The sequence below is a fragment of the Marichromatium gracile genome, assembly GCF_004343155.1.
Taxonomy (GTDB): Bacteria; Pseudomonadota; Gammaproteobacteria; order Chromatiales; family Chromatiaceae; genus Marichromatium; species Marichromatium gracile.
This window is the reverse complement of record NZ_SMDC01000006.1, coordinates 136,643-155,982: the sequence shown is the minus strand read 5'-3', so window position 1 is coordinate 155,982 and position 19,340 is coordinate 136,643. Positions and strand designations below refer to the sequence as shown.

Here is a 19,340-nt window from a genome sequence, read left to right as displayed (position 1 = left end):
CTCAACCGTTGGCCACGCCGTGCGGGACGTGCCCGGTGGCCACCCGCAACCGCGCCGCCTCGCAGTGCTCGGCCTGATCGTCGAAGAAGATGTCGGCGTCGAAGGCCTCGAGGAAGGGTGACTTGCCGAGCCCACCGAGGAACAGCGACTCGTCGAGCCGAATCCCCCAGGCGCGCAGGGTGCGGATCACCCGCTCGTGCGAGGGCGCGCCGCGCGAGGTCACCAGGGCGGTACGCAGCGGCGCGGCAGCGGCCGGGAAAAGCCGCTGCAGCCGATGCAGCGCGACCAGAAACCCCTTGAAGGGCCCGCCCGGCAGCGGATCGTGGGCGGCGGCCGACTCGCTGGCGTTGAACACCGCCAGCCCCTGCTGGCGATAGAGTCGCTCGGCCTCGTCGGAGAACAGTACGGCGTCGCCGTCGAAGGCGATGCGCAACTGGGCGTCGTCGTCGCCGTGCGCGGGTGCGCTGCTCGGCAGCACGGTCGCGGCGGCGCAACCGGCATCGAGCGCCAGACGCACATCGGTGGGATCGGCCGAGAGGAACAGATGGGCGCCGAAGGCGGCGACATAGCGATAGGGGCTCTCGCCCCCGGTGAAGGCGGCGCGCTCGATATCGAGCCCATGCTGGTGAGCGGAGGTGAGCACCCGCAGCCCGGTATCGGAGCTGTTGCGCGAGAGCAGGATCACCTCCACCCGGCCACGATCACCGAGCAGGTCGTTGAGGCTCATCAGCTTGCGCACCAGGGTGAAGGCCACGCCGGGTTCGAGGATCTCCTGCTCGTGGGCAATCTGGTAGGCATGGTAGGCGTCAACGCCCTCCTCCTCGAAGACCCGGTGCGAGGCGCTGAGATCGAACAGCGCGCGCGAGGAGATCGCCACCACCAGCCGCACCTCATCCATCTCCGTCATCATCCCGACAGCCCGCTACCAGGGCATGAACCAGTTCATGAACTGCATCGGCCGGCTGATGCTCTGGTTCATCACCGCCATGTCGTTGCGCATCGACGAGGTCGAGTAGGTCATGTGCTGCATCGCGCGGTCCATCGACTGCAGGCTGTCGAGCATCGGCTCGAGGGTGTTGACGTCATGGGCGAGCGAGTCGACGCCGATGCCCATGTTGCGCATGGTGGCGGTCATCTGGCCCATGTTGTCGGAGATCGACTGCATGTTGCTGGCCAGTACCGTCATGTTGGTGTCGACGCTGATCGCCAGATAGTGCACGTCCTTGGCAAGGCTGAACACCAGATAGAAGCCGTAGGCGGCGAGGATGATGAAGGCGAAGAGGGTCGGGTAGACGATCAGCTCCCAGCGCTTGGCGCTGGTCTCGAAGGCCTGCGAGAGGCGCTCGATCGCGTAGGCGTTGAGGTGCGACTCGGCGGCGACCTCGTCGATGGTCTCGTTGCCGGCGCGTCCCCGCGCCTCCTCCTCGCCCGCTGGGTTCTGATGATCGGCCATGATGAGACAGACTGCTCGTTGTGATTGTCCACCGGCCAGGGCCGGACGACCGGCTCGGAACGCTGATCTTCGAGATTAACAGAATTGCCGCGACGGGCAACACGGACGATCCCAGTGGAAACGGCCAAGTACCGTACGAAGCCGGTCGGCTGGTTCAGACGAGCTCGGGGTAGAGCGCCGCGGCCAGCGCCAGGAACTCGCGCGCGCCCTTGCCCCGGGGCTCGAGCTCGAACACCGCCAGCCCCTCGCTGAAGGAGCGCCGGAACAGGGTGCGCTGCGACAGGCGCGGGCGGATGAAACGGAGACCGGGGAGCGCGACCAGCGCGGCGGCGGCCTCGGCGGTCTCGCGCACCGCGTGATGGGTATCACCGCGGTTGATGAAACCGAGGATCTCGGGCGTGCGCGCGAGCCCCTCCTCGGCGATCAGCCGAATGTAGCGCTGTGCCGACCAGATGTCGGCCTGCGACGGCTGCACCGGCACCAGCACCCGGTCGCACACCGCCAGCGCCCGGCGCATCGCCGCCATGTCGGCGGTGCCGACATCGATCAGCACCTCATCGGCCTCGCCCAGCGCGGGATCATCGAGCGCGGCCAGCGGCTCGACCGCCAGCGCCGGCTCGAACCCCTCCTCCCGGCGCACCTCGAGCACGTCGCTGAGGGTGGCCTGGGGGTCGGCATCGATCAGCCGCACCCGGCGCTCGGCCATGGCCAGCCACACCGCAAGATTGAAGGTGACGGTGCTCTTGCCCGAGCCACCCTTGAGACTGCCGACGATGGTGATCATGCTGCACAACTCCTCAACGACTGCTCCCCGGGCGAACCGGGCGGGGCTGCGCCGCCACGCCCGGCGGCGCCTCCTCCCTAGCGCTGCTGCTGTGGCTCGGCGCGGCTATAGCCCTCGGGGACGCTGAACAGGTGATCGGGCTGCGGACCGACGCGGATGGCGTCGAGTTCGCGTACGTAACCCCCGGGGAACTCCTCGCGCACCGCCAGCCCCAGCTCGGGATCGAACCACTGGAAGGTCCGGGTCGGCTGCTGGTTCGGTGCGCTGGCGGTCACCTCCCATTTCTCGACCTGCCGCCCGTCGAGCCGCTCCTCGCCGACCAGATGCAGCTCCATGCGCCGACCATCGGGCATCTCGTACTTCAGCGGCAGTCCGCGCTCGACATCGAGCCACTGGGCGCCGGTGAGGGTCTGGCCGTCGCGGCTGATCGTCATCTCCCACTTGACCGCGGCACGACCGCCGACGGTCTCCTCGCCGGCGCGCCGGCAGTTCATCTCCGGCAGCCCGGCACAGGGATTGCGCTCGGCCGAGGGCGCGGGCAGCGGATCATTGCCCGCCTGGGGCGGGAGGCTGCGCTCCATGTAGACGCGCTGCGCCGGCAGCAGCAACCACTCGCGCCCCTGGTCACGATCGACGATGCGCACCATCTCCCGCCCCTCGCGGGTCATCTCGACGCGCATCCGTCCGTCGCCGACATACATCCGCCCCGAGGTCGTCTGCCCGTCCGGGGCGCGACTGAGCATCTCGGCGGAGAACTCGGTCGCCGCCGAGGCCCCCTGGGCCATCGCGGCCAGACCGGCGCCGAGGGCGACGGCCGTCTGCATCCATTGTTTCAACCGCATGACGTCAGCTCCTCCTGATGGTGTGTGGGATGGTGATCGGGACCACGCCGCCGAGGTCAGTCCACGGACCAGGGTGCGGGCCAACCGAGGGGTGGCGGCGCCTGGCCGTCACTCGAACGCTGTCGTCGCGGCCGCCAGTCGCGACTCCTTGTCTCATCACGCTGCATGCGTTCGCGCTCGGTCAGCGGTCGGAAGCGATACTCGATCCCCTCCCCCGGCACCACCAATGGCGCATCGGCGCGACGCCCGGGCTCACGGAAGCGATAGCCCGGAACCTCATCCGTCCTCGCCTCCTCAGCGCCCCAGGGGCGGAAGCGATAGCCGTCGTCGCGAGCGCGCGGCGGCGCTGACCAGACAGGCGGTGCGGCCTGCTGCTCGAGCCCCTGCTCGAGCCCCTGCTCGAAGCCCTGGCGATAGGGTGAATCCGCCCCATCGGGGGCCGACCACAGCGATTGGGCGGCCCCGGGGGCCGCGCACCAGAGCGCGCACACCAGGGTGGCGGCCGACAACCGACGCATCATGAACGTGACTCCTTGCGCACGCTCATGCGGCGACGTGCAACGCAGCGACCTTAGCAGACCGCCCCGGCAGGCGACCAGACGGAGACGACTCAGTCATCGCTCGGCGGCTCCTGGGCGTCATCCTTCAACTGGATGCCACGCCGCCCGCTGCGCTTGGCGGTCTTGCGCGTCGTGGTCGACTTCGCGGTGGTCTTGCGCGCCGTCGTCTTCTTCGCGGTGGCCTTCTTCGCCGTCGTCTTCTTCGCGGTCGTCCTCTTCGCCGGCGACTCGGACTCGGACTCAGGCTCAGGTTTCGGTTCCGGTTCCGGTTCGGCGGCACGCGTCGTGGGCGACGCAGCCGCTGCCGGAGTGTCGCTCGGCGGCGGCGCCGTGGTCCGCGTCGGCGCCGGGCGCTGCGGCCGGCGCCGCTCGCGCCAACGCCCGAGCATCCCCTTGAGCGCCTCGAACAGCAGCACGAAGATCGCGCGCACCGCATAGAACACCATCACCAGGATCTCACCGGCCTGGGCGGCGATCCGGCGCATCCGCCCCGCGCCTGGCGCGGCATCGGGACGCGCGCGCTCTGCGGCCTCGGCGGCCTCCTCGCGCTCGGCGAGACAGGGCACCCGCACCCCGGGCGGCGCGCTCGCCGCCGCGACCTCGCACATGGCCTCGCTCGCGGCGACACAGCCGAGCGGGATCACGATCAGGGTGAGCAGGGTCGAGACCACCACGCCCGAGAGCAGCGAGATCGCCATGCCCTGGAAGATCGGGTCGGTGATGATCACGCTGGAGCCGGCGACCAGCGCCAGCGCGGTGATGAGGATCGGGCGCGTGCGGATCTTGCAGGCGCGGATCATCGCCTCGGCCACCGGCACGCCCTTCTGGATCTCGTGGATGGCGAAATCCACCAGCAGGATGGAGTTGCGCACGATGATCCCGGCCAGGGCGATCCAGCCGATCATCGAGGTGGCGGTGAACTCGCCGCCCATGCCCATCGCGAACACCAGCGCGTGGGTGGGGATGATGCCGAGCAGGGTCAGCGGGATCGGCGCCATGATCACCAGCGGGATGCGGAAGTTGCCGAACTCCCACACCACCAGGATGTAGATCAGCACCAGGGCGACGGCGAAGGCCGCGCCCATGTCGCGGAAGGTCTCGAAGGTGACCGTCCACTCACCGGCCCACTGCCAGGCGAGACGCCCGTCGTTGGGCGGCGCGCCGAGCCAGTGGAAGGCATCGCCGAAACCGCCGCCGGCGTTCGGACGCGAGCCGTCCGGGGCGAGGTAGTCCTGCTCGGCCATCAGGTCCTGGACCTGGAACATGGCATAGACCGGCGCGGCCAGACGCCCGCCGACATCGGCGACGACGTATTCGACCGGGCGCAGATCCTTGTGATAGATCAGATCCTCCTCGGGGGTCAGCACAAAGCGCCCGAGCTCGCTCAACGGCACCGTGAAGCCCTGGTTGGAGAGGATCGGCAGATCGCCCAGACGCTCGATCTGCGAGCGCTCGGCCAGCGGCACCTGGATGACGATCCGGGTCGGCTCGTGACCGCTCTGACGCCCGCTCTGCTGCTTGATGTCGCCCATGGTGGCGCCACCGAGGGCCATCTCGAGGTTGCGGTTGATGGTGTCGACCGAGATGCCGCGACGCACCGCCTTCTCGGTATCGACCTCGAAGCGCCAGTAGTCGAAGTCGTCGCGCAGATAGTTGTCGACATCGCGCGCGCTCGGCGCCTGCCCGAAGAAGGCGGTGACGTCACGCGCGAACTCGCGGCGCAGCTCCGGGGTCGGGCCGTAGATCTCGGCGACCACCGATTGCAGCACCGGCGGTCCCGGCGGCATCTCCACCACCGCGATCCGCGCCCCGGCCTGGTGCGCGGTGGCGGTGATCAGCTCGCGCGCGGCGACCGCGATCTCGTGGCTGCTGCGCTCGCGCGCGTGCTTGTCGGTGAGCTGCACCTGCAGCTCGCCCTGCCAGGGGTCGGAGCGCAGATAGTAGTGGCGCACCATGCCGTTGAAGTCGAACGGTCGCGCGGTGCCGGCATAGAGCTGGATCGCGGTCACCTCGGGCAGGGTGCGCAGCTGTTCGGCGAGCCGGTGGGCGAGATTCGCCGTCACCGGCAGCGCCGTGCCCTCGGGCATGTCGATCACCACCGAGAACTCGGGCTTGTTGTCGAGCGGCATCATCTTCACCGCCACCCACTTGAAGTAGAAGAAGGAGCAGGCGAAGAGGAAGGTGCCCCAGAGCACCAGGCGGAAGATGCGCCGCTTGGCGCGGCTCTCCATCAGCGGGGTGAGCACGCGGCGGAAAAAGCGCTCGAGTCGCTCGGCGTCGCGATGTTCGCGCCGCTCGGCGGCGGCGAGATAGCCCATCGAGGGGCGCAGCCACTTGGAGATCGCCAGATAGGGGGTGAAGACGAAGGCGGCGAACAGCGAGACGAACATCGCCACCGAGCCGAGCACCGGGATCGGCGCCATGTAGGGCCCCATCATGCCGCTGACGAAGCCCATCGGCAGCAGCGCCGCGATCACCGTGAAGGTGGCGAGGATGGTCGGGTTGCCGACCTCGCGCACCGCGTCGACCGCGGTGGCCTCGTCGGTGCGGCCCTCGGCCAGCCAGCGTCGGTAGATGTTCTCGACCACCACGATGGCATCGTCGACGAGGATGCCGATGGAGAAGATCAGCGCAAACAGGCTCACCCGGTCGATGGTGAACTCGCCCACCCAGGCGATGAACACCGTCATGAACAGCACCACCGGGATCACCAGCATCACCACCAGCGCCGGGCGCACCGCGCGGAAGGCGATGAGCACCAGCACCACCACGAACAGGGTGGCCTTGATCAGCTTCCAGATCAGCTCCGAGACCTTCTGATCGGCCGACTCACCGTAGTTGCGGGTGACGCTGACCTCGACGTTGTCGGGGATGCGCGTGCCGCGCAGCTCCTCGACCCGCTCGAGGATGGCATCGGCCACGGTCACGCCGTTGCTCAGCTCCTTCTTGGCGATGGCGAGGGTGACGGCGGGACGACCGTCGGCGCGGGTCTCGATCTCGGCGGCAGGTCCGGTGTAATAGGTGACGAGCTGGCTGGCGTCCTCGGGTCCGAGCCGGATCTCGGCCACATCGTGCATGTAGACCGGGATGTCGTTGTAGGTGCCGACCACCAGCCGGTTGATGTCCTCGACCCCGGTGAGGAAGGCGCCGGTGGTGACGGTGAAGTGCGCGCCGCGCGACTCGACGTCGCCGGCGGTGGTCTCGGCGTTGGCGCTCCTCAGCGTCTGCGCCACCTGGTCGAGACTGATGCGATAGCCCGAGAGCCGCTCGGGCGAGACGTCGATGGTGACCTGCTCGCGCCGCCCGCCGACGATGAAGGCGTTGCCGGTGTCCTCGACCTGCTTGAGCGCCTGCAGCAGGTCCTGGGCGAGCAGGCGCAGCTGGCCGTCGTCGACGTCGGCGATGCCGTTGTCGTCGAGATCCTTCGACCACAGCGTCAGGGTGACGATGGGCACATCGTTGATCCCCTTGCTCTTGACCAGGGGCGGCAGCACACCCGGCGGGATCAGGTCCATGTTGGAGGCGAGCTTGTCGTTGACCTTGACCAACGAGGGGCCCATCTCCTCGCCGACGTCGAACTCGACGGTCACCAGCCCCTCGCCGCGCCGCGAGGCCGAGTAGACGTGCTTGACCCCGGGGATCTCGCTGATCAGCCGCTCCAGCGGCTGGGTGGCAAGGTTGGCCACCTGCTGCGCCGAGGCGCCCGGGTACTGCACCATGATGTCGATCATGGGCACCGAGATCTGCGGATCCTCCTGGCGCGGGGTCATCATCAACCCGAGCAGCCCCATCATCAGCATCGCCGCGTAGAACAGCGGCGAGAGCGGCGAGCGGATGAAGAAGCGGGCGGTGCGCCCGGCGATGCCGAGATGCGCGTCGTCGGCGAGACGGGTGTCTTGATCCGAGGTCATGGGGGTTACGTCTTGGCTCATGTCGAATCCAGCTTGTACGGGCCAGCGCGGCGTGGCGGCGATCGGCGGACGCCCGCAGCGGGCGTCGCTGCCCAGCGGCGCGACGGTCGCAGGCCGTCACGCCGGGTCGCGGGCGGTCCTGCGCGCCGCGACCGGTTGATCCGTCAGTGCCCGGCGTCCTCGCCTCGGGCCCAGCCGGCACTCACCCCGGGACCGGGGTCGGCGAGCACTCGCTCGCCCGGGCGCAGCCCGCTGAGCACGGTGATGAAACCGCCCTCGAGCGACTCGCCGACACGGATCAGGCGCAGCTTGGCTGCGCCCTCGGTGTCGAGCACATAGACCCCGGGCAGGCTGCCGTTGTAGCGCACCGCCGAGCGCGGCACGACCGGGTTGGCACGCGCCGGGGCGTTGTGATCGGGCACCAGCACCTTGGCGTACATCCCCGGCTCGGAGACGCCCTGGGGCAGGTCGAACTTGATCTTGATGGTGTGACGCTGGGGGTCGGCCATGGGGAAGATCTGCGCCACCCGGACCGGCACGCGCTGGTTCGAGGGGTCGATCTCGGCCTGCAGCATCATCCCCTCGCGCAGCCCCGCACGCAGTCGCGCCGGGACGTCGACCTCGACCTGGAGATACTCAATGTCGGCATAGTTGAGCAGCGGCTGCCCCGGCTGCACGGTGTCGCCGACCTCGACGAATTTCTTCACGATCACACCGTCGAAGGGCGCGATGCCGCGGGCATCGCGGATCTTGGCGTCGAGCGCCTGCAGCTCGGCCTGCAGACGCAGCATCAGGTTCTGCGCCTCCTGGATCTGCACGCCGGAGGCGAACAGGTCGGCCGAGCGCTCGGCGCTGCGATCACGCTCGCCGATGAAGGACTCGACCGGACGGGTGAACATCTGATCGAACAGGTTGGGCAGACCCATGCCGCCGGGCACCGCGCGCGACTGCGGCGAGAAGATCTCGCGGGTGTACTGCACCCCGGCGTTGCGCAGCTGGGCGTCGGCGCTGGCCATCTGCGCGAGCAGCGCACGGCGCTTAGCCAGCAACTCGGCGTCGCCGATGGCCACCAGCAGCTCGGCGTCATCGAAGGCGTCGCCCTCGCGACCGGCGATGAAGGTCACGCGCCCGGGGAGCTGGGCGGCGAGCATCACCTCCTTGTAGGGGACCACGGTCCCGCCGATGGAGACCGTCGGCGCACCCTGCGCCTGCTGGACGACGAAGGTCTCGTCCGGACCGCCCTGCCCCTGCGCCGTGTTTGCGGCGCCCACCAGGGCGAGGGCGAACAGCCACGCGGCTGAGGCCTTTCTCATCTGTATTGCCATCGGATCGCACACCAAACGCTGTGTGTTGAGTCGGAAGCCCGAAGGGCGCGATTGCGGTTCGGAGCGGAACTCGGACACCGTCGGGGGGGAGGGTCGTTGAGCCCGGCGCGCGTCCGTCTTTTCATGGACCAGGCGATCTTCGGCCGGGTACTGCGAGACATGCCAGGTGCCGCATCCCTGTGCTCCGGACGGCGCAGTTGTCCAGTATGCCTGTGTCGCCGCGAGACATTCAACCCAGGCCACGGGCCCGTTCCCGGGGACATGCAGACCGCCGCGCGGTCGACTATCACTGGCCTGGGGGTTCGTTGTAACATCGCGGGCCATCGCGCGCCGGGAAACCGCAGGTGAGCCCGATACTGAAGTGCGCGTCCGCCGCGACGTGCCCGGCACACACCCGCAAGCGACAAGCGCACGGACCATCGCAGAGAGGAACCCAATCCATGCCGTCTACCGCTGACGCTGTGCAGCAGCGCCTGAAGGAACTGGAGTCCCACCTGGAGCAGGAGAACCCGGTCCTGCTCAGTGCCGTGCAGAGCTTCCGGGAGATCGACGAGGTCGCCTACGCCACCGGCGTTCTGCAGACCAATCAGACCTTCTCCAGTCAGATCCCCTGGTGGCCGCTGATCTCGGTGCTCGGCACCTTCTCGGCGGGCAAGTCGACCTTCATCAACCATTATCTCGGCGAGAAGCTCCAGCGCACCGGCAACCAGGCCGTCGACGACCGCTTCACCGTCGTCGTCTACAGCGCCGACCCGATCAGCCACTCGCTGCCCGGGGTCTCGCTCGACTCCGACCCGCGCTTCCCCTTCTACCAGATGTCGCGCGACATCGCCCATGTCGACACCGCCGAGGACAGCGGCGACGGCAACCGCATCGATACCTATCTGCAGCTCAAGACCTGTCACAGCGACCGGCTGCGCGGCAAGATCCTGATCGACTCCCCGGGCTTCGACGCCGATGCCCAGCGCACCACCATCCTGCGCCTGACCGATCACATGATCGACCTCTCCGACCTGGTGCTGGTGATGTTCGACGCCCGTCACCCCGAGCCCGGGGCGATGCGCGACACCCTCAAGCACCTGGTGCGCGACACCATCAACCGGGCCGACTCGGGCAAGTTCCTCTATATCCTCAACCAGATGGACTCGGCGGCCACCGAAGATAACCCCGAGGACGTGGTCGCCGCCTGGTTGCGCGCGCTCGGCGAGGCCGGACTCACCGCCGGGCGCTTCTACACCGTCTACAGCCCGGACGCCGGCACCACCATCGCCGACGAGCACCGGCGCGCGCGCTTCGAGAAGAAGCGCGACGAGGATCTCGCCGAGATCTATCTGCGCATGGAGCGCGTCGAGATCGAGCGCGCCTACCGCATCGTCGCCGCGCTGCGCAAGACCGCCACCGACTTCACCGACGGCTCGATGGCGCTGCTGCAACAGGCCAAGCGTCGCTGGCGTCGTCGCACCCTGGTCACCGAAACCATCCTGCTCGCGCTGCTGGCCGGCGCCTTCATGGTCTGGAGCCTGCGGGCCGGACACTGGCACGGGCTGGTCTACGACCCGCAGTGGCTCGACCTCTTCACCACCGTCTCCTGGGGGCTGTGGGGGCTCGAGGGCGTGATCGCGGTGCTGGTGATCGGCGGGCACTTCACCATCCGCCGACTGGCGGCGCTGAGCGTGATGCCCTGGCTGCGCAAGCAGGTCGAGAAGCACAACCCGCCGGGCGACGTGATCGGCGCCTTCCAGCGCAACACCCGCTTCTGGCGCACCGTGCTCTCGGGCTCGCCGATCGGCTGGAGTCGCAGGAGCCGCAACACTATCGACGAGGTGCTGCAGAACTGCGAGAACTATATCCAGACCCTCAACGAGCGCTTCACCAACCCGCGCGGCCTGCCCGACAAGCCGCGCCGGGGGCAGTCCGCAACCGAAAGCGACTCCGCCTCGGCCTGACCTGACCGCTCCGGGTTCGCCCGGAGGAGAGCTTGCCACCGGCCGACCCCGGCCGGTGGCGACACGGCGCTGCGGCGCCACCATGCACCCCCGTCCACCAGCCCACGGATGGCGCTGCTCGCCACGGCGCGGCGACACGCCTGGACGGGAGCATTCATACCCGAGACCGGTCCAATGCCATGACATCGGCCCGCGACGAACCCGTCTGCGGCGCCAGGCCGGACCCCAGACGAACCACTAGAGAACGACCATGCCAAACGCGACCACGGGGGGTGGCTCCCGCCCCACTGTCCAGGTACCGCCCCAGCCCCAATGGCCCATCCTCAGCGCCGACGAGAAGCGCGCCACCAAGGAGCGCATCGCCAAACTGCTCAAGGCGCAGGACGCGGTACTGGTCGCCCATTACTACACCGACGGCGACCTCCAGGAACTGGCCGAGGAAACCGGCGGCCGGGTCGCCGATTCGCTCGAGATGGCGCGCTTCGGTACCCAGACCGAGGCCAGCACCCTGGTCGTCTGCGGGGTGCGCTTCATGGGCGAGACGGCCAAGATCCTCAACCCCGAGAAGCGGGTGCTGATGCCCGATCTGAGCGCCACCTGCTCACTCGACGAGGGTTGCCCGCCAGCAGACTTCGCCGCCTTCTGCGCCGCCCATCCGGATCACACCGTGGTGGTCTACGCCAACACCAGCGCCGAGGTGAAGGCACACGCCGACTGGATGGTGACCTCGAGCATCGCGCTCCCGGTGGTGCGCCACCTTGCAGAGCGCGGCGAAAAGATCCTGTGGGCGCCTGACCGCCATCTCGGCCACTATGTCCAGCGCATGACCGGCGCCGAGATGCTGATGTGGGACGGCGCCTGCGTGGTCCACGAGGAGTTCAAGTCGTACGCCCTCGAACGCGTGCGCGCGCTACACCCCGACGCGGCGGTGCTGGTCCACCCCGAATCACCCGATGCGGTGGTCGAGCAGGCCGACGTGGTCGGCTCGACCACCCAGCTGATCCGCGCGGTCACCGAGCTGCCCAACCCCGAGTTCATCGTCGCTACCGACACCGGCATCTTCTGGAAGATGCGTCAGCTCGCCCCCCACAAGACGCTGATCCCGGCCCCCACCGCCGGCGAGGGCGCGACCTGCGAGAGCTGCGCGCACTGTCCGTGGATGGCGATGAACGCGCTGCAGAACCTCGAGCGCGTGCTGCGCGAGGGCGACCAGGAGATCCAGGTCGAGGACGCCATCCGCGAACGCGCGGTACGCCCGATCCAGCGCATGCTCGATTTCTCCGCGCAGCGCTAGAGGCCATCACGCCAGCGACCAGCGACCAGCCTTCAGCCACCAGCCACCAGCCACCAGCCACCAGCCACCAGTGGCTGACTACCCTCAAGCGCTGGTGCCAAAGACCTGCACCACGGATGCGGGCAAGACGTGCCCTCGTCGAGGGTGCGCTCCCACTGGCTGCTGGAGACTGGCCGCTTACGACTTGAGGCTCTTTGCGCCCTTCGCGCCTTCGCGGTTCAATCTCCCCGGCTGGGCGCTGGCGACTGGCGACTGGCGGCTGGCGGCTGGCGGCTGGCGGCTGGCGGCTGGCGGCTGGCGGCTGGGCACCCTACCGCCCGCTCACCAAAGCGGCGAAGCGTTGGAGCAGGCCGGCCGCCTCGGGAGTGTCGACGACCTCGACCTCGGACCCGCGCGCGCCCAGGGCGTCGATCTGGCGATCGACATAGACCTGGGTCGCCTCGCGATCGAACTCGGGATGGAACTGTACGCCCCAGGCCGACGCACCCAGGCGCAATGCCTGATGGGGATCGTGGTCGTTGGCTGCCAGCACCCGGGCACCGGGCGGGGGGCGCAAGACCGACTGGGCATGGGTGACCGGCGCCACGAAGCGATCGGGCAGCCCACCGAACAGCGGATCGTCGTGCGCCGCCGCGCTCAGCCGAACCTCGACACAGCCGAGTTCGAGTCCGCGCGGATTGAAGCCGACCTCGCCGCCGCAGGCGCGGGCGAGCAACTGGTGCCCGTAGCAGATCCCGAGTACCGGCACCCGGCGCGCCAACACCCCCGAGAGCCACCGCTCGATGCCCAGACTCCAGGGCGCGGCCTCGCTGACCATGGCGTGCGAGCCGGTGATCACCACCGCGGCGAGTTCATCGGGCGCGGGCAAGGATGCGCCCGCCGCAGCGTCGACCACCCGCCAGGCGCGATCGCTGCCGAGACCGGTGCGGATCCAGTCCTCGAAGTCACCTCGACGCGCGACCAGCTCGCCGAAGGTCCGGCCGACCTTGATGATGCAACAACGTCCTTGCATGCACCCCATCCCCCGAGAGATCCGCCGTCGCTACCGACTCAACGCCCGGCGGCCAGCCAGGCACATGCCGCGGCGACGTCGAAGAAGTACGTGAAACACACCCCGGTGTTGGCTGCGGTCGTGCGATGGAATTCAGCATGGGCACGCAGCGCCTCACGCTCCAGGATCGCGACCTCACGCGGCGGGTGCTGGCGCAGCGGCAACTCGCGCATCAGGAAGTAGACCGAGGCCAGCGAGGGACGGCCGTGCAGCCGGCGCACATCGACCAGCACCCGCCCCGAGACCCTGCACAGACGATCCAGCAGCAGCTCGGCCATCAGCATGGCGTTCTGGTCGTCGGAGACACCGGAGACACGGATCGTGACGGCGTCACCGAGCAGTCCATCGTCGATCGCGAAGGCGGTGGCGAGCACCTGCCGCACGACATCGGGGCTCACGGAGACCCCATGAGCGGGGATCAACTGCGATAGCACCACTCCACCTCCGACCAGTGATTCACGGCGGCGTTCCCGGCACACGTCCACGTCCGGAATACGCCCGCCAACCTCGGACACGGGCGCCGGCCTTGGCAACCATAGACCAATTCACTTAAGATCAATGACAATTATCAAGAAGGCGGAGCGACCTCCTGGGCGTGCTCGGGACCGGTCACCAACCGCCGTCGGGGAGGATGGTTCGTATGCCCCAGCGCAAGACGTCTCGGCGCAGATTCTCCATGGCAGTCCTGGTTCTGATGTTCTTTGCCGGCATCGGCTTCGTCGCCGCGCTCGACTTCGGCATCCGCTCCACCAACACCATGGAGTTCTGCACCTCCTGTCACACGATGCATACCAACTTCGAGGAGTACAAGGAGACACTCCACTACAAAAACCCCTCGGGCGTACAGGCGACTTGCGCCGACTGCCATGTCCCCAAGGCGCTGTGGCCAAAGCTGGTCACCAAGGTCATCGCCGTCAAGGACGTCTACCACGAGCTGGTCGGCACCATCGACACCCCCGAGAAGTTCGAGGCGCGTCGCTGGGAGATGGCCTCGCGGGTCTGGGCGAAGATGGAGCGCAGCGACTCGCGCGAGTGCCGCACCTGCCACGACTTCTCCAGCATGGACCTCTCCGAACAGGGGCGCTCGGCGCGTAGCCGTCACGCCGCCGCCGAGGACAAGGGACAGACCTGCATCGACTGTCACAAGGGCATCGTCCACGAAGAGCCCTACGAGCCGCTGCCCGAAACGGCCGCCGCCGATTGAGGTCGGCGCCCGCGCAACGACGAGGCCGGAGATGATGACCAGCAACAGGACCTGCCGCCGCGCCCCGAGGATCTCCCTGCTCGCCGCCTTGCTGCTCGGCGCGGGCGGCGCCGGGGCGGCCGACCTTGCCACCGAGCTCAGGCTCAATGCCATGGTCGGAGACACCGAGACCATGGCCGAACTGCTCGACCGCGGCGCCCCCGTCGATGCCGCCAACGCCTTCGGCAAGACCGCGCTGATGTTCGCCGTCGAGGCCGACGAGCTGGAGACGGTGGCGCTGCTGCTGACCCGTGGCGCAACGGTCAACGCCCGCACCGTCGCCGGCTGCACCCCGCTGACCTTTGCCGCCGAGGGCGGACACATCGGCATCTCGGCGCTGCTGATCGCACGCGGCGCCCATGTCCACGACCGCACCCGCGCCGGCTGGGACGCGCTGATGATCGCCGCGCGTCACGGCATCCTCGAGATGGTCGAACAGCTGCTGTTCCGCGGCGCCGATCCCAAGGCCGCCGATCGCGACGGTCGCACCGCGCTGATGCAGGCGGCCGAACGCGGCCATGTCGCCCTGGTCGCACCGCTGCTCGGGGCCGGCGCCGAGCTCGAGTCGCGCGACCGCGACGGCGCCACCGCGCTGCTGATCGCCGCCGACCGCGGCCAGCTCGAGATGGCCCGCGCCCTGCTCGAGGCCGGCGCCGAGGTCAACGCCCGCGACGCGCTCGGCGCCACCGCGCTGATCCTCGCCGCCAGTCAGGGCCACCACGAGCTGGCGCGATTGCTGCTGGAACAGGGCGCCAACCCCAATCTGCAAGACAGCGACGGCACCACGGCGTTGATGGAGGCCATCTCGACCGATCACAACGCCCTGATCGATCTCCTGATCGACTATCGCGCAAACCCCGCTCTCGAGGATGCGCAGGGACGCACCGCGGCGGACCGCGCCCGCCAGCTCGACAATCGCGAGGCGATCGAGCTGCTGGCCCGCGGTCACTGATCCCGCTCGCCGCCGGGCGACGACACGACTCCGCGCACCGCGCACTTGCTCAAGAGGCAGTGGCCCAGGCCGCTACCCCTCAGCCGCCGACGCCCCGGAGGGCGTCGGTCTACCGCAAAGATGCAACAGGAGGAAGGAATGGCCGACTCGATCCGCAACAGACTGTCCCTGACCGCGGGACTCCTCGCGCTCGGACTCGTCTCCGCCGCACAGGCCGGAGACGCCACCCCGGAGATGCTCGCCAACGCCTGTGCCGGCTGTCACGGCACCGAGGGCAACAGCATGGGGCCGGCGGCGCCCAGCATCTCGGCGATGGACCCGCTGGTATTCGTCGACACCATGGAGGCGTTCAAGAGCGGAGACACCTACTCGACCGTGATGGGCCGCATCGCCAAGGGCTATGACACCGCCGAGTTCGAGGCGATGGCCGAATACTTCCATGCCCAGCCCTATCGCCCAGCCCCCCAGGACTACGACGCGGCACTGGTCGACACCGGCGCCGAGCTCCACGACCGCTTCTGCGAGAAGTGCCACGCCGAGGGCGGCATCCCGCTGGTCGACGAGGAGGACTACAACATCCTCGCCGGACAGTGGATGCCCTATCTGCGCTACGCCATGGAGGACTTCCGCGCCGATCGTCGCGAGCTGCCGAAGAAGATGCGCAGCAAGCTCGAGGACCTGCTCGAGCGCCACGGCGAGGACGGTCTCGAAGCCCTGTACGCCTTCTACGCCAGCCAACAATAAGGACATCGGAGGATCAGCACGCGATGAAGCTCAGCAGACGCGATTTCGTCAAGACCGGCGCCACTGCCACCGCCGCCCTCGGCCTGCTCTCGGCCCCCTATCTCGCCCGCGCCGCCAGCCACCGGGTGGTGGTGGTCGGCGGCGGCACCGGCGGGGCCACCGCCGCCAAGTACCTCAAGCGCGCCGACCCGGCGATCGAGGTCACCCTGATCGAGCCCAACCAGACCTACTACACCTGCTATCTCAGCAACGAGGTGATTGGCGGCGACCGCCAGCTCGACACCCTCGAGCACGGCTATGACGGGCTGCGCGCGCACGGTATCCGCGTGGTCCACGACACCGTCACCGCGATCGACCCCGAGGCGCGCGCAGTCGACACCGCCGGCGGCGAGCGCTTCGAGTACGACCGCTGCGTCGTCGCCCCGGGCATCGAGCTGCTCTACGACCGCATCGAGGGCTACAGCGAGACCGCCGCCGAGACCCTGCCGCACGCCTGGAAGGCCGGCGCCCAGACCGCGTTGCTGCGCCGCCAGCTCGAGGAGATGGCCGACGGCGGCACCGTGGTGCTGGTCGCCCCGCCCAACCCCTTCCGCTGTCCGCCCGGTCCCTACGAGCGCGCCAGCCAGATCGCCCACTACCTCAAGGGCCACAAGCCCAAGTCCAAGGTCATCATCCTCGACAGCAAGCAGGCATTCTCCAAGCAGGGACTGTTCACCCAGGGCTGGGAGCGACTCTACGGCTTCGGCACCGAGGACAGCCTGATCGAGTGGCATCCCGGCCCGGACGCCGCCGTGGTCAGGGTCGACGCCGAGGGCATGGTCGCCGAGACCAGCTTCGGCGACGAGATCCGAGCCGACGTGATGAACGTCATCCCGCCGCAGCGCGCCGGCAAGATCGCCCAGGTGGCGGGCCTGGCCGACGACAGCGGCTGGTGCCCGGTCGACAAGCGCACCTTCGAGTCGAGCATCCATCCCGGCATCCATGTCATCGGTGACGCCTGTATCGCCACCAAGATGCCCAAGTCCGGCTACTCGGCCAACAGCCAGGGCAAGGTCGCCGCCGCGGCGATCGCCGCGCTGCTCAAGGGCGAGGAGCCGGGCACGCCCTCCTACATCAACACCTGCTACTCGATCATCGGCACCGACTACGGCATCTCGATCGCCGCCGTCTACCGCCTCAGCGAGGACGGCGCCACCATCGCCCCGGTCGAGGGCGCCGGCGGCCTGACCCCGAGCGACGCTCCCGACTGGGCACTGGCCCGCGAGGTGCAGTACGCCTACAGCTGGTACAACAACATCACCCACGACACCTTCGGCTGACCCGCCACGAGGCGGGCGCCCGCGAGAGGGACCAAAGGAGGAGGAGTCTTCGGGGGCCGCACGGCCCCCTTTTTTCGTCGTCGCGAAGCACCGGAGCGAGCGCTAGAATTGCGTGCACCGACCAGCCACGGAGCGGGGCCTGGCGCCCCGGACCTCGCCATCATGACAGACCCCAGCCTCGGCAACTGCTGGCACTGCGGCAGTCCCCTGACCCGTCTCGACTACGCCCGCGAGGGCCGCTGCCCGAACTGCGAGCGCGCCACCCACTGCTGCCGCAACTGCCGGCACCACGCCCCGGGACGCGCCAACGACTGCATCGAGCCGATCGCCGAACCGGTAACGGACAAGGTCCGCGCCAACTTCTGCGAGCTGTTCGAGCCGCGCCACCAGACCGGCGCCGCCGCGCCCGCCGACCAGGCCGAGACGCTGCGTCAGGCCGCCGAGGCGCTGTTCCACTGAGTCCCGGGCAGGGTCGTCGACGAGCGGTCGACGGCGTTTTCGGCTAGCCTCTCTGCCACGGCCAGCCGTGCGGGACCGCCCCGGGATCGAGTCGATGCGCAACCTCTGGAAACACCTCACCGCCCCCAGGAGCGAGACCCGCTCCGGCCCGCCCGCCCTTCACGCCGAACAGACAACCGCCTTTCCCGATCTCTCCGAAGCAGAGGTGGTGCGACTGCACAATCGCGCCCTCCCGCTGCGTCTCGCCCCGGGTGATGTGCTGTTTCGCGCCGACAGCCGCGCCGAGCGGCTCTATGTGATCAGCACCGGCGAGATCGTCATCGGCGACACCGCCGCCTCGGACGCCGAGCGTTTCGGCCCGGGCGACTGGATCTGCGAGTTCGACCTGACGCAACCCGGCATCCACGCCGCTACCGCCACCGCCCTCACCCACAGCCAGGTGCTGGCACTCGAACGCAGCGCCATCGCCGACCTCGAACCCGCGCTGCAGGACTACCTCCGGCACCGCGCGCACCAGTTCGGTCTCCAGCGCCTGTACCGCGCACAGCGACGCCAGGCGGCGCTCGCGCGTCACAGCCGGGCGCTCACCGATGCGCTGATCGCCGCGCGCACCGCCGGCGGCGCAGGCTTTGCCGAGACCGAGACCGCACGTCAGCTCTTCGCCAAGGTCCCGGCGCTGCCGATCTCGACCACCGCGCTGCTCAACAAGATGCTCGACGAGCGCACCACCAAGGGCGAGATCGTCGAGCTGGTGACCATGGACCCGGCGCTCACCAGCACCCTGCTCAAGTCGATCAACTCGCCCTACTATGGGCTGCAGCACCAGGTCACCAGCGTCAGCCATGCCATCGCCCTGCTCGGTCACAACGCCGTCTACCAGGTGATCATGACCGAGAGCATGCGCCGCAGCCTGCCCAACACCGAGCTGTTCACGGACATCCACCAGCGTGCCGTCGAGCTCTCGCGCCTCGCCTTCACCCTCGCCCAGACGCTTGCCGTCGGGCGCCCAGCGGAGGTCGCCACCCTCGGCATCCTCGCCGACATCGGGTTGGTGATCAACGCGCTGCTCAAGAGCGCCAACCCCCGGCTCAAGCCCCTGTTCGACCTGCTCGATCCCGCCGAGATGGGCGCCGCGCTACTGCGCAGCTGGCACCTGCCGGCGATGGTGTGCGACAGCCTGCACCACCAGCATCACCCCGAGTTCGCGCCCCCGGCGCGGCTCCCCGAGACGGTGCGCGACAACGTCGCCGTGCTCTATCTCGCGCGCCGACTGCTCGCGCGGCTACACGGTCACACCCCGGGCGACCCCGGACTCTTCCTCGATGCCTATCTGGCGCTACTCGGACGCGCCGGGACCAGCGAGGTCGAGCTGCTCTACGAACAGCTCGTCCCCCGGCTGCGCGCCCAGCTGCGCCAGCTCCCGCGCTCGCTGGCCGAACGGCTCGACGGCTGAGCCG

The 19,340-nt window shown here is 69.0% G+C and carries 17 protein-coding genes; 8 read left to right on the top strand and 9 right to left on the bottom strand.

Going from position 1 to position 19,340, the window contains the following annotated elements:
* Position 1: 1 nt before the first annotated feature.
* The 7 genes from EDC29_RS10610 to EDC29_RS10580 form a co-directional block, all read right to left on the bottom strand.
* On the bottom strand, positions 2 to 898 hold the full coding sequence (locus EDC29_RS10610) for a 5'-nucleotidase (RefSeq protein ID WP_123140610.1): 897 nt from the start codon (positions 896 to 898) through the stop codon (positions 2 to 4).
* Positions 899 to 922: 24 nt separating this feature from the next.
* Positions 923 to 1,453, bottom strand: coding sequence for a hypothetical protein (locus EDC29_RS10605; protein ID WP_123140609.1), 531 nt, complete (start codon positions 1,451 to 1,453; stop codon positions 923 to 925).
* 154 nt (positions 1,454 to 1,607) lie between these two features.
* Complete coding sequence (locus EDC29_RS10600) at positions 1,608 to 2,237, bottom strand: ParA family protein (protein WP_132229790.1); 630 nt, start codon at positions 2,235 to 2,237, stop codon at positions 1,608 to 1,610.
* Positions 2,238 to 2,314: 77 nt separating this feature from the next.
* Positions 2,315 to 3,079, bottom strand: a complete 765-nt coding sequence (locus EDC29_RS10595; RefSeq protein WP_123140607.1) for a LolA-like protein — start codon at positions 3,077 to 3,079, stop codon at positions 2,315 to 2,317.
* Between the two features lie 56 nt (positions 3,080 to 3,135).
* The gene (locus tag EDC29_RS10590) at positions 3,136 to 3,600 is read right to left on the bottom strand and encodes a single stranded DNA-binding domain-containing protein (protein ID WP_132229788.1); all 465 of its coding nucleotides are present in this window, start codon (positions 3,598 to 3,600) and stop codon (positions 3,136 to 3,138) included.
* Positions 3,601 to 3,689: 89 nt separating this feature from the next.
* On the bottom strand, positions 3,690 to 7,571 hold the full coding sequence (locus EDC29_RS10585; protein ID WP_132229786.1) for an efflux RND transporter permease subunit: 3,882 nt from the start codon (positions 7,569 to 7,571) through the stop codon (positions 3,690 to 3,692).
* 143 nt (positions 7,572 to 7,714) lie between these two features.
* Entirely contained in the window at positions 7,715 to 8,863 is a 1,149-nt protein-coding gene (locus EDC29_RS10580; RefSeq protein WP_223806043.1) for an efflux RND transporter periplasmic adaptor subunit, read from the bottom strand.
* 452 nt (positions 8,864 to 9,315) lie between these two features.
* Here EDC29_RS10580 and EDC29_RS10575 point away from each other — a divergent pair, with 452 nt between their 5' ends.
* Both EDC29_RS10575 and nadA read left to right on the top strand, forming a co-directional pair.
* On the top strand, positions 9,316 to 10,821 hold the full coding sequence (locus EDC29_RS10575; protein WP_123140603.1) for a dynamin family protein: 1,506 nt from the start codon (positions 9,316 to 9,318) through the stop codon (positions 10,819 to 10,821).
* A gap of 250 nt (positions 10,822 to 11,071) precedes the next feature.
* Complete coding sequence (gene nadA / locus EDC29_RS10570) at positions 11,072 to 12,115, top strand: quinolinate synthase NadA (protein WP_123140602.1); 1,044 nt, start codon at positions 11,072 to 11,074, stop codon at positions 12,113 to 12,115.
* 310 nt (positions 12,116 to 12,425) lie between these two features.
* Here the strand turns inward: nadA and EDC29_RS10560 are convergent, their stop codons facing one another.
* Positions 12,426 to 13,127, bottom strand: coding sequence for a glutamine amidotransferase (locus EDC29_RS10560; protein ID WP_123142134.1), 702 nt, complete (start codon positions 13,125 to 13,127; stop codon positions 12,426 to 12,428).
* 38 nt (positions 13,128 to 13,165) lie between these two features.
* Positions 13,166 to 13,564, bottom strand: coding sequence for a hypothetical protein (locus EDC29_RS10555; RefSeq protein WP_123142135.1), 399 nt, complete (start codon positions 13,562 to 13,564; stop codon positions 13,166 to 13,168).
* Positions 13,565 to 13,806: 242 nt separating this feature from the next.
* Here EDC29_RS10555 and EDC29_RS10550 point away from each other — a divergent pair, with 242 nt between their 5' ends.
* The 6 genes from EDC29_RS10550 (at position 13,807) to EDC29_RS10525 (ending at position 19,336) form a co-directional block, all read left to right on the top strand.
* Positions 13,807 to 14,370, top strand: coding sequence for a NapC/NirT family cytochrome c (locus tag EDC29_RS10550; protein ID WP_123140600.1), 564 nt, complete (start codon positions 13,807 to 13,809; stop codon positions 14,368 to 14,370).
* A 31-nt stretch (positions 14,371 to 14,401) separates the two neighbouring features.
* Entirely contained in the window at positions 14,402 to 15,361 is a 960-nt protein-coding gene (locus EDC29_RS10545; protein ID WP_123140599.1) for an ankyrin repeat domain-containing protein, read from the top strand.
* A gap of 138 nt (positions 15,362 to 15,499) precedes the next feature.
* Positions 15,500 to 16,105, top strand: a complete 606-nt coding sequence (locus EDC29_RS10540) for a c-type cytochrome (protein WP_123140598.1) — start codon at positions 15,500 to 15,502, stop codon at positions 16,103 to 16,105.
* A gap of 23 nt (positions 16,106 to 16,128) precedes the next feature.
* On the top strand, positions 16,129 to 17,424 hold the full coding sequence (locus tag EDC29_RS10535; RefSeq protein ID WP_123140597.1) for an NAD(P)/FAD-dependent oxidoreductase: 1,296 nt from the start codon (positions 16,129 to 16,131) through the stop codon (positions 17,422 to 17,424).
* A gap of 162 nt (positions 17,425 to 17,586) precedes the next feature.
* Complete coding sequence (locus EDC29_RS10530) at positions 17,587 to 17,883, top strand: hypothetical protein (RefSeq protein ID WP_123140596.1); 297 nt, start codon at positions 17,587 to 17,589, stop codon at positions 17,881 to 17,883.
* Positions 17,884 to 17,977: 94 nt separating this feature from the next.
* A complete protein-coding gene (locus EDC29_RS10525) occupies positions 17,978 to 19,336 on the top strand; it encodes an HDOD domain-containing protein (RefSeq protein WP_132229784.1) in 1,359 nt (452 codons plus the stop codon).
* Positions 19,337 to 19,340 lie beyond the last annotated feature (4 nt).

Bases quoted from the DNA above. Each gene is read 5' to 3' on its own strand.
- EDC29_RS10610 (WP_123140610.1), bottom strand. From the start codon at position 898: ATGGATGAGGTGCGGCTGGTGGTGGCGATCTCCTCGCGCGCGCTGTTC.
- EDC29_RS10605 (WP_123140609.1), bottom strand. From the start codon at position 1,453: ATGGCCGATCATCAGAACCCAGCGGGCGAGGAGGAGGCGCGGGGACGC.
- EDC29_RS10600 (WP_132229790.1), bottom strand. From the start codon at position 2,237: ATGATCACCATCGTCGGCAGTCTCAAGGGTGGCTCGGGCAAGAGCACC.
- EDC29_RS10595 (WP_123140607.1), bottom strand. From the start codon at position 3,079: ATGCGGTTGAAACAATGGATGCAGACGGCCGTCGCCCTCGGCGCCGGT.
- EDC29_RS10590 (WP_132229788.1), bottom strand. From the start codon at position 3,600: ATGATGCGTCGGTTGTCGGCCGCCACCCTGGTGTGCGCGCTCTGGTGC.
- EDC29_RS10585 (WP_132229786.1), bottom strand. From the start codon at position 7,571: ATGAGCCAAGACGTAACCCCCATGACCTCGGATCAAGACACCCGTCTC.
- EDC29_RS10580 (WP_223806043.1), bottom strand. From the start codon at position 8,863: ATGAGAAAGGCCTCAGCCGCGTGGCTGTTCGCCCTCGCCCTGGTGGGC.
- EDC29_RS10575 (WP_123140603.1), top strand. From the start codon at position 9,316: ATGCCGTCTACCGCTGACGCTGTGCAGCAGCGCCTGAAGGAACTGGAG.
- nadA (WP_123140602.1), top strand. From the start codon at position 11,072: ATGCCAAACGCGACCACGGGGGGTGGCTCCCGCCCCACTGTCCAGGTA.
- EDC29_RS10560 (WP_123142134.1), bottom strand. From the start codon at position 13,127: ATGCAAGGACGTTGTTGCATCATCAAGGTCGGCCGGACCTTCGGCGAG.
- EDC29_RS10550 (WP_123140600.1), top strand. From the start codon at position 13,807: ATGCCCCAGCGCAAGACGTCTCGGCGCAGATTCTCCATGGCAGTCCTG.
- EDC29_RS10545 (WP_123140599.1), top strand. From the start codon at position 14,402: ATGATGACCAGCAACAGGACCTGCCGCCGCGCCCCGAGGATCTCCCTG.
- EDC29_RS10540 (WP_123140598.1), top strand. From the start codon at position 15,500: ATGGCCGACTCGATCCGCAACAGACTGTCCCTGACCGCGGGACTCCTC.
- EDC29_RS10535 (WP_123140597.1), top strand. From the start codon at position 16,129: ATGAAGCTCAGCAGACGCGATTTCGTCAAGACCGGCGCCACTGCCACC.
- EDC29_RS10530 (WP_123140596.1), top strand. From the start codon at position 17,587: ATGACAGACCCCAGCCTCGGCAACTGCTGGCACTGCGGCAGTCCCCTG.
- EDC29_RS10525 (WP_132229784.1), top strand. From the start codon at position 17,978: ATGCGCAACCTCTGGAAACACCTCACCGCCCCCAGGAGCGAGACCCGC.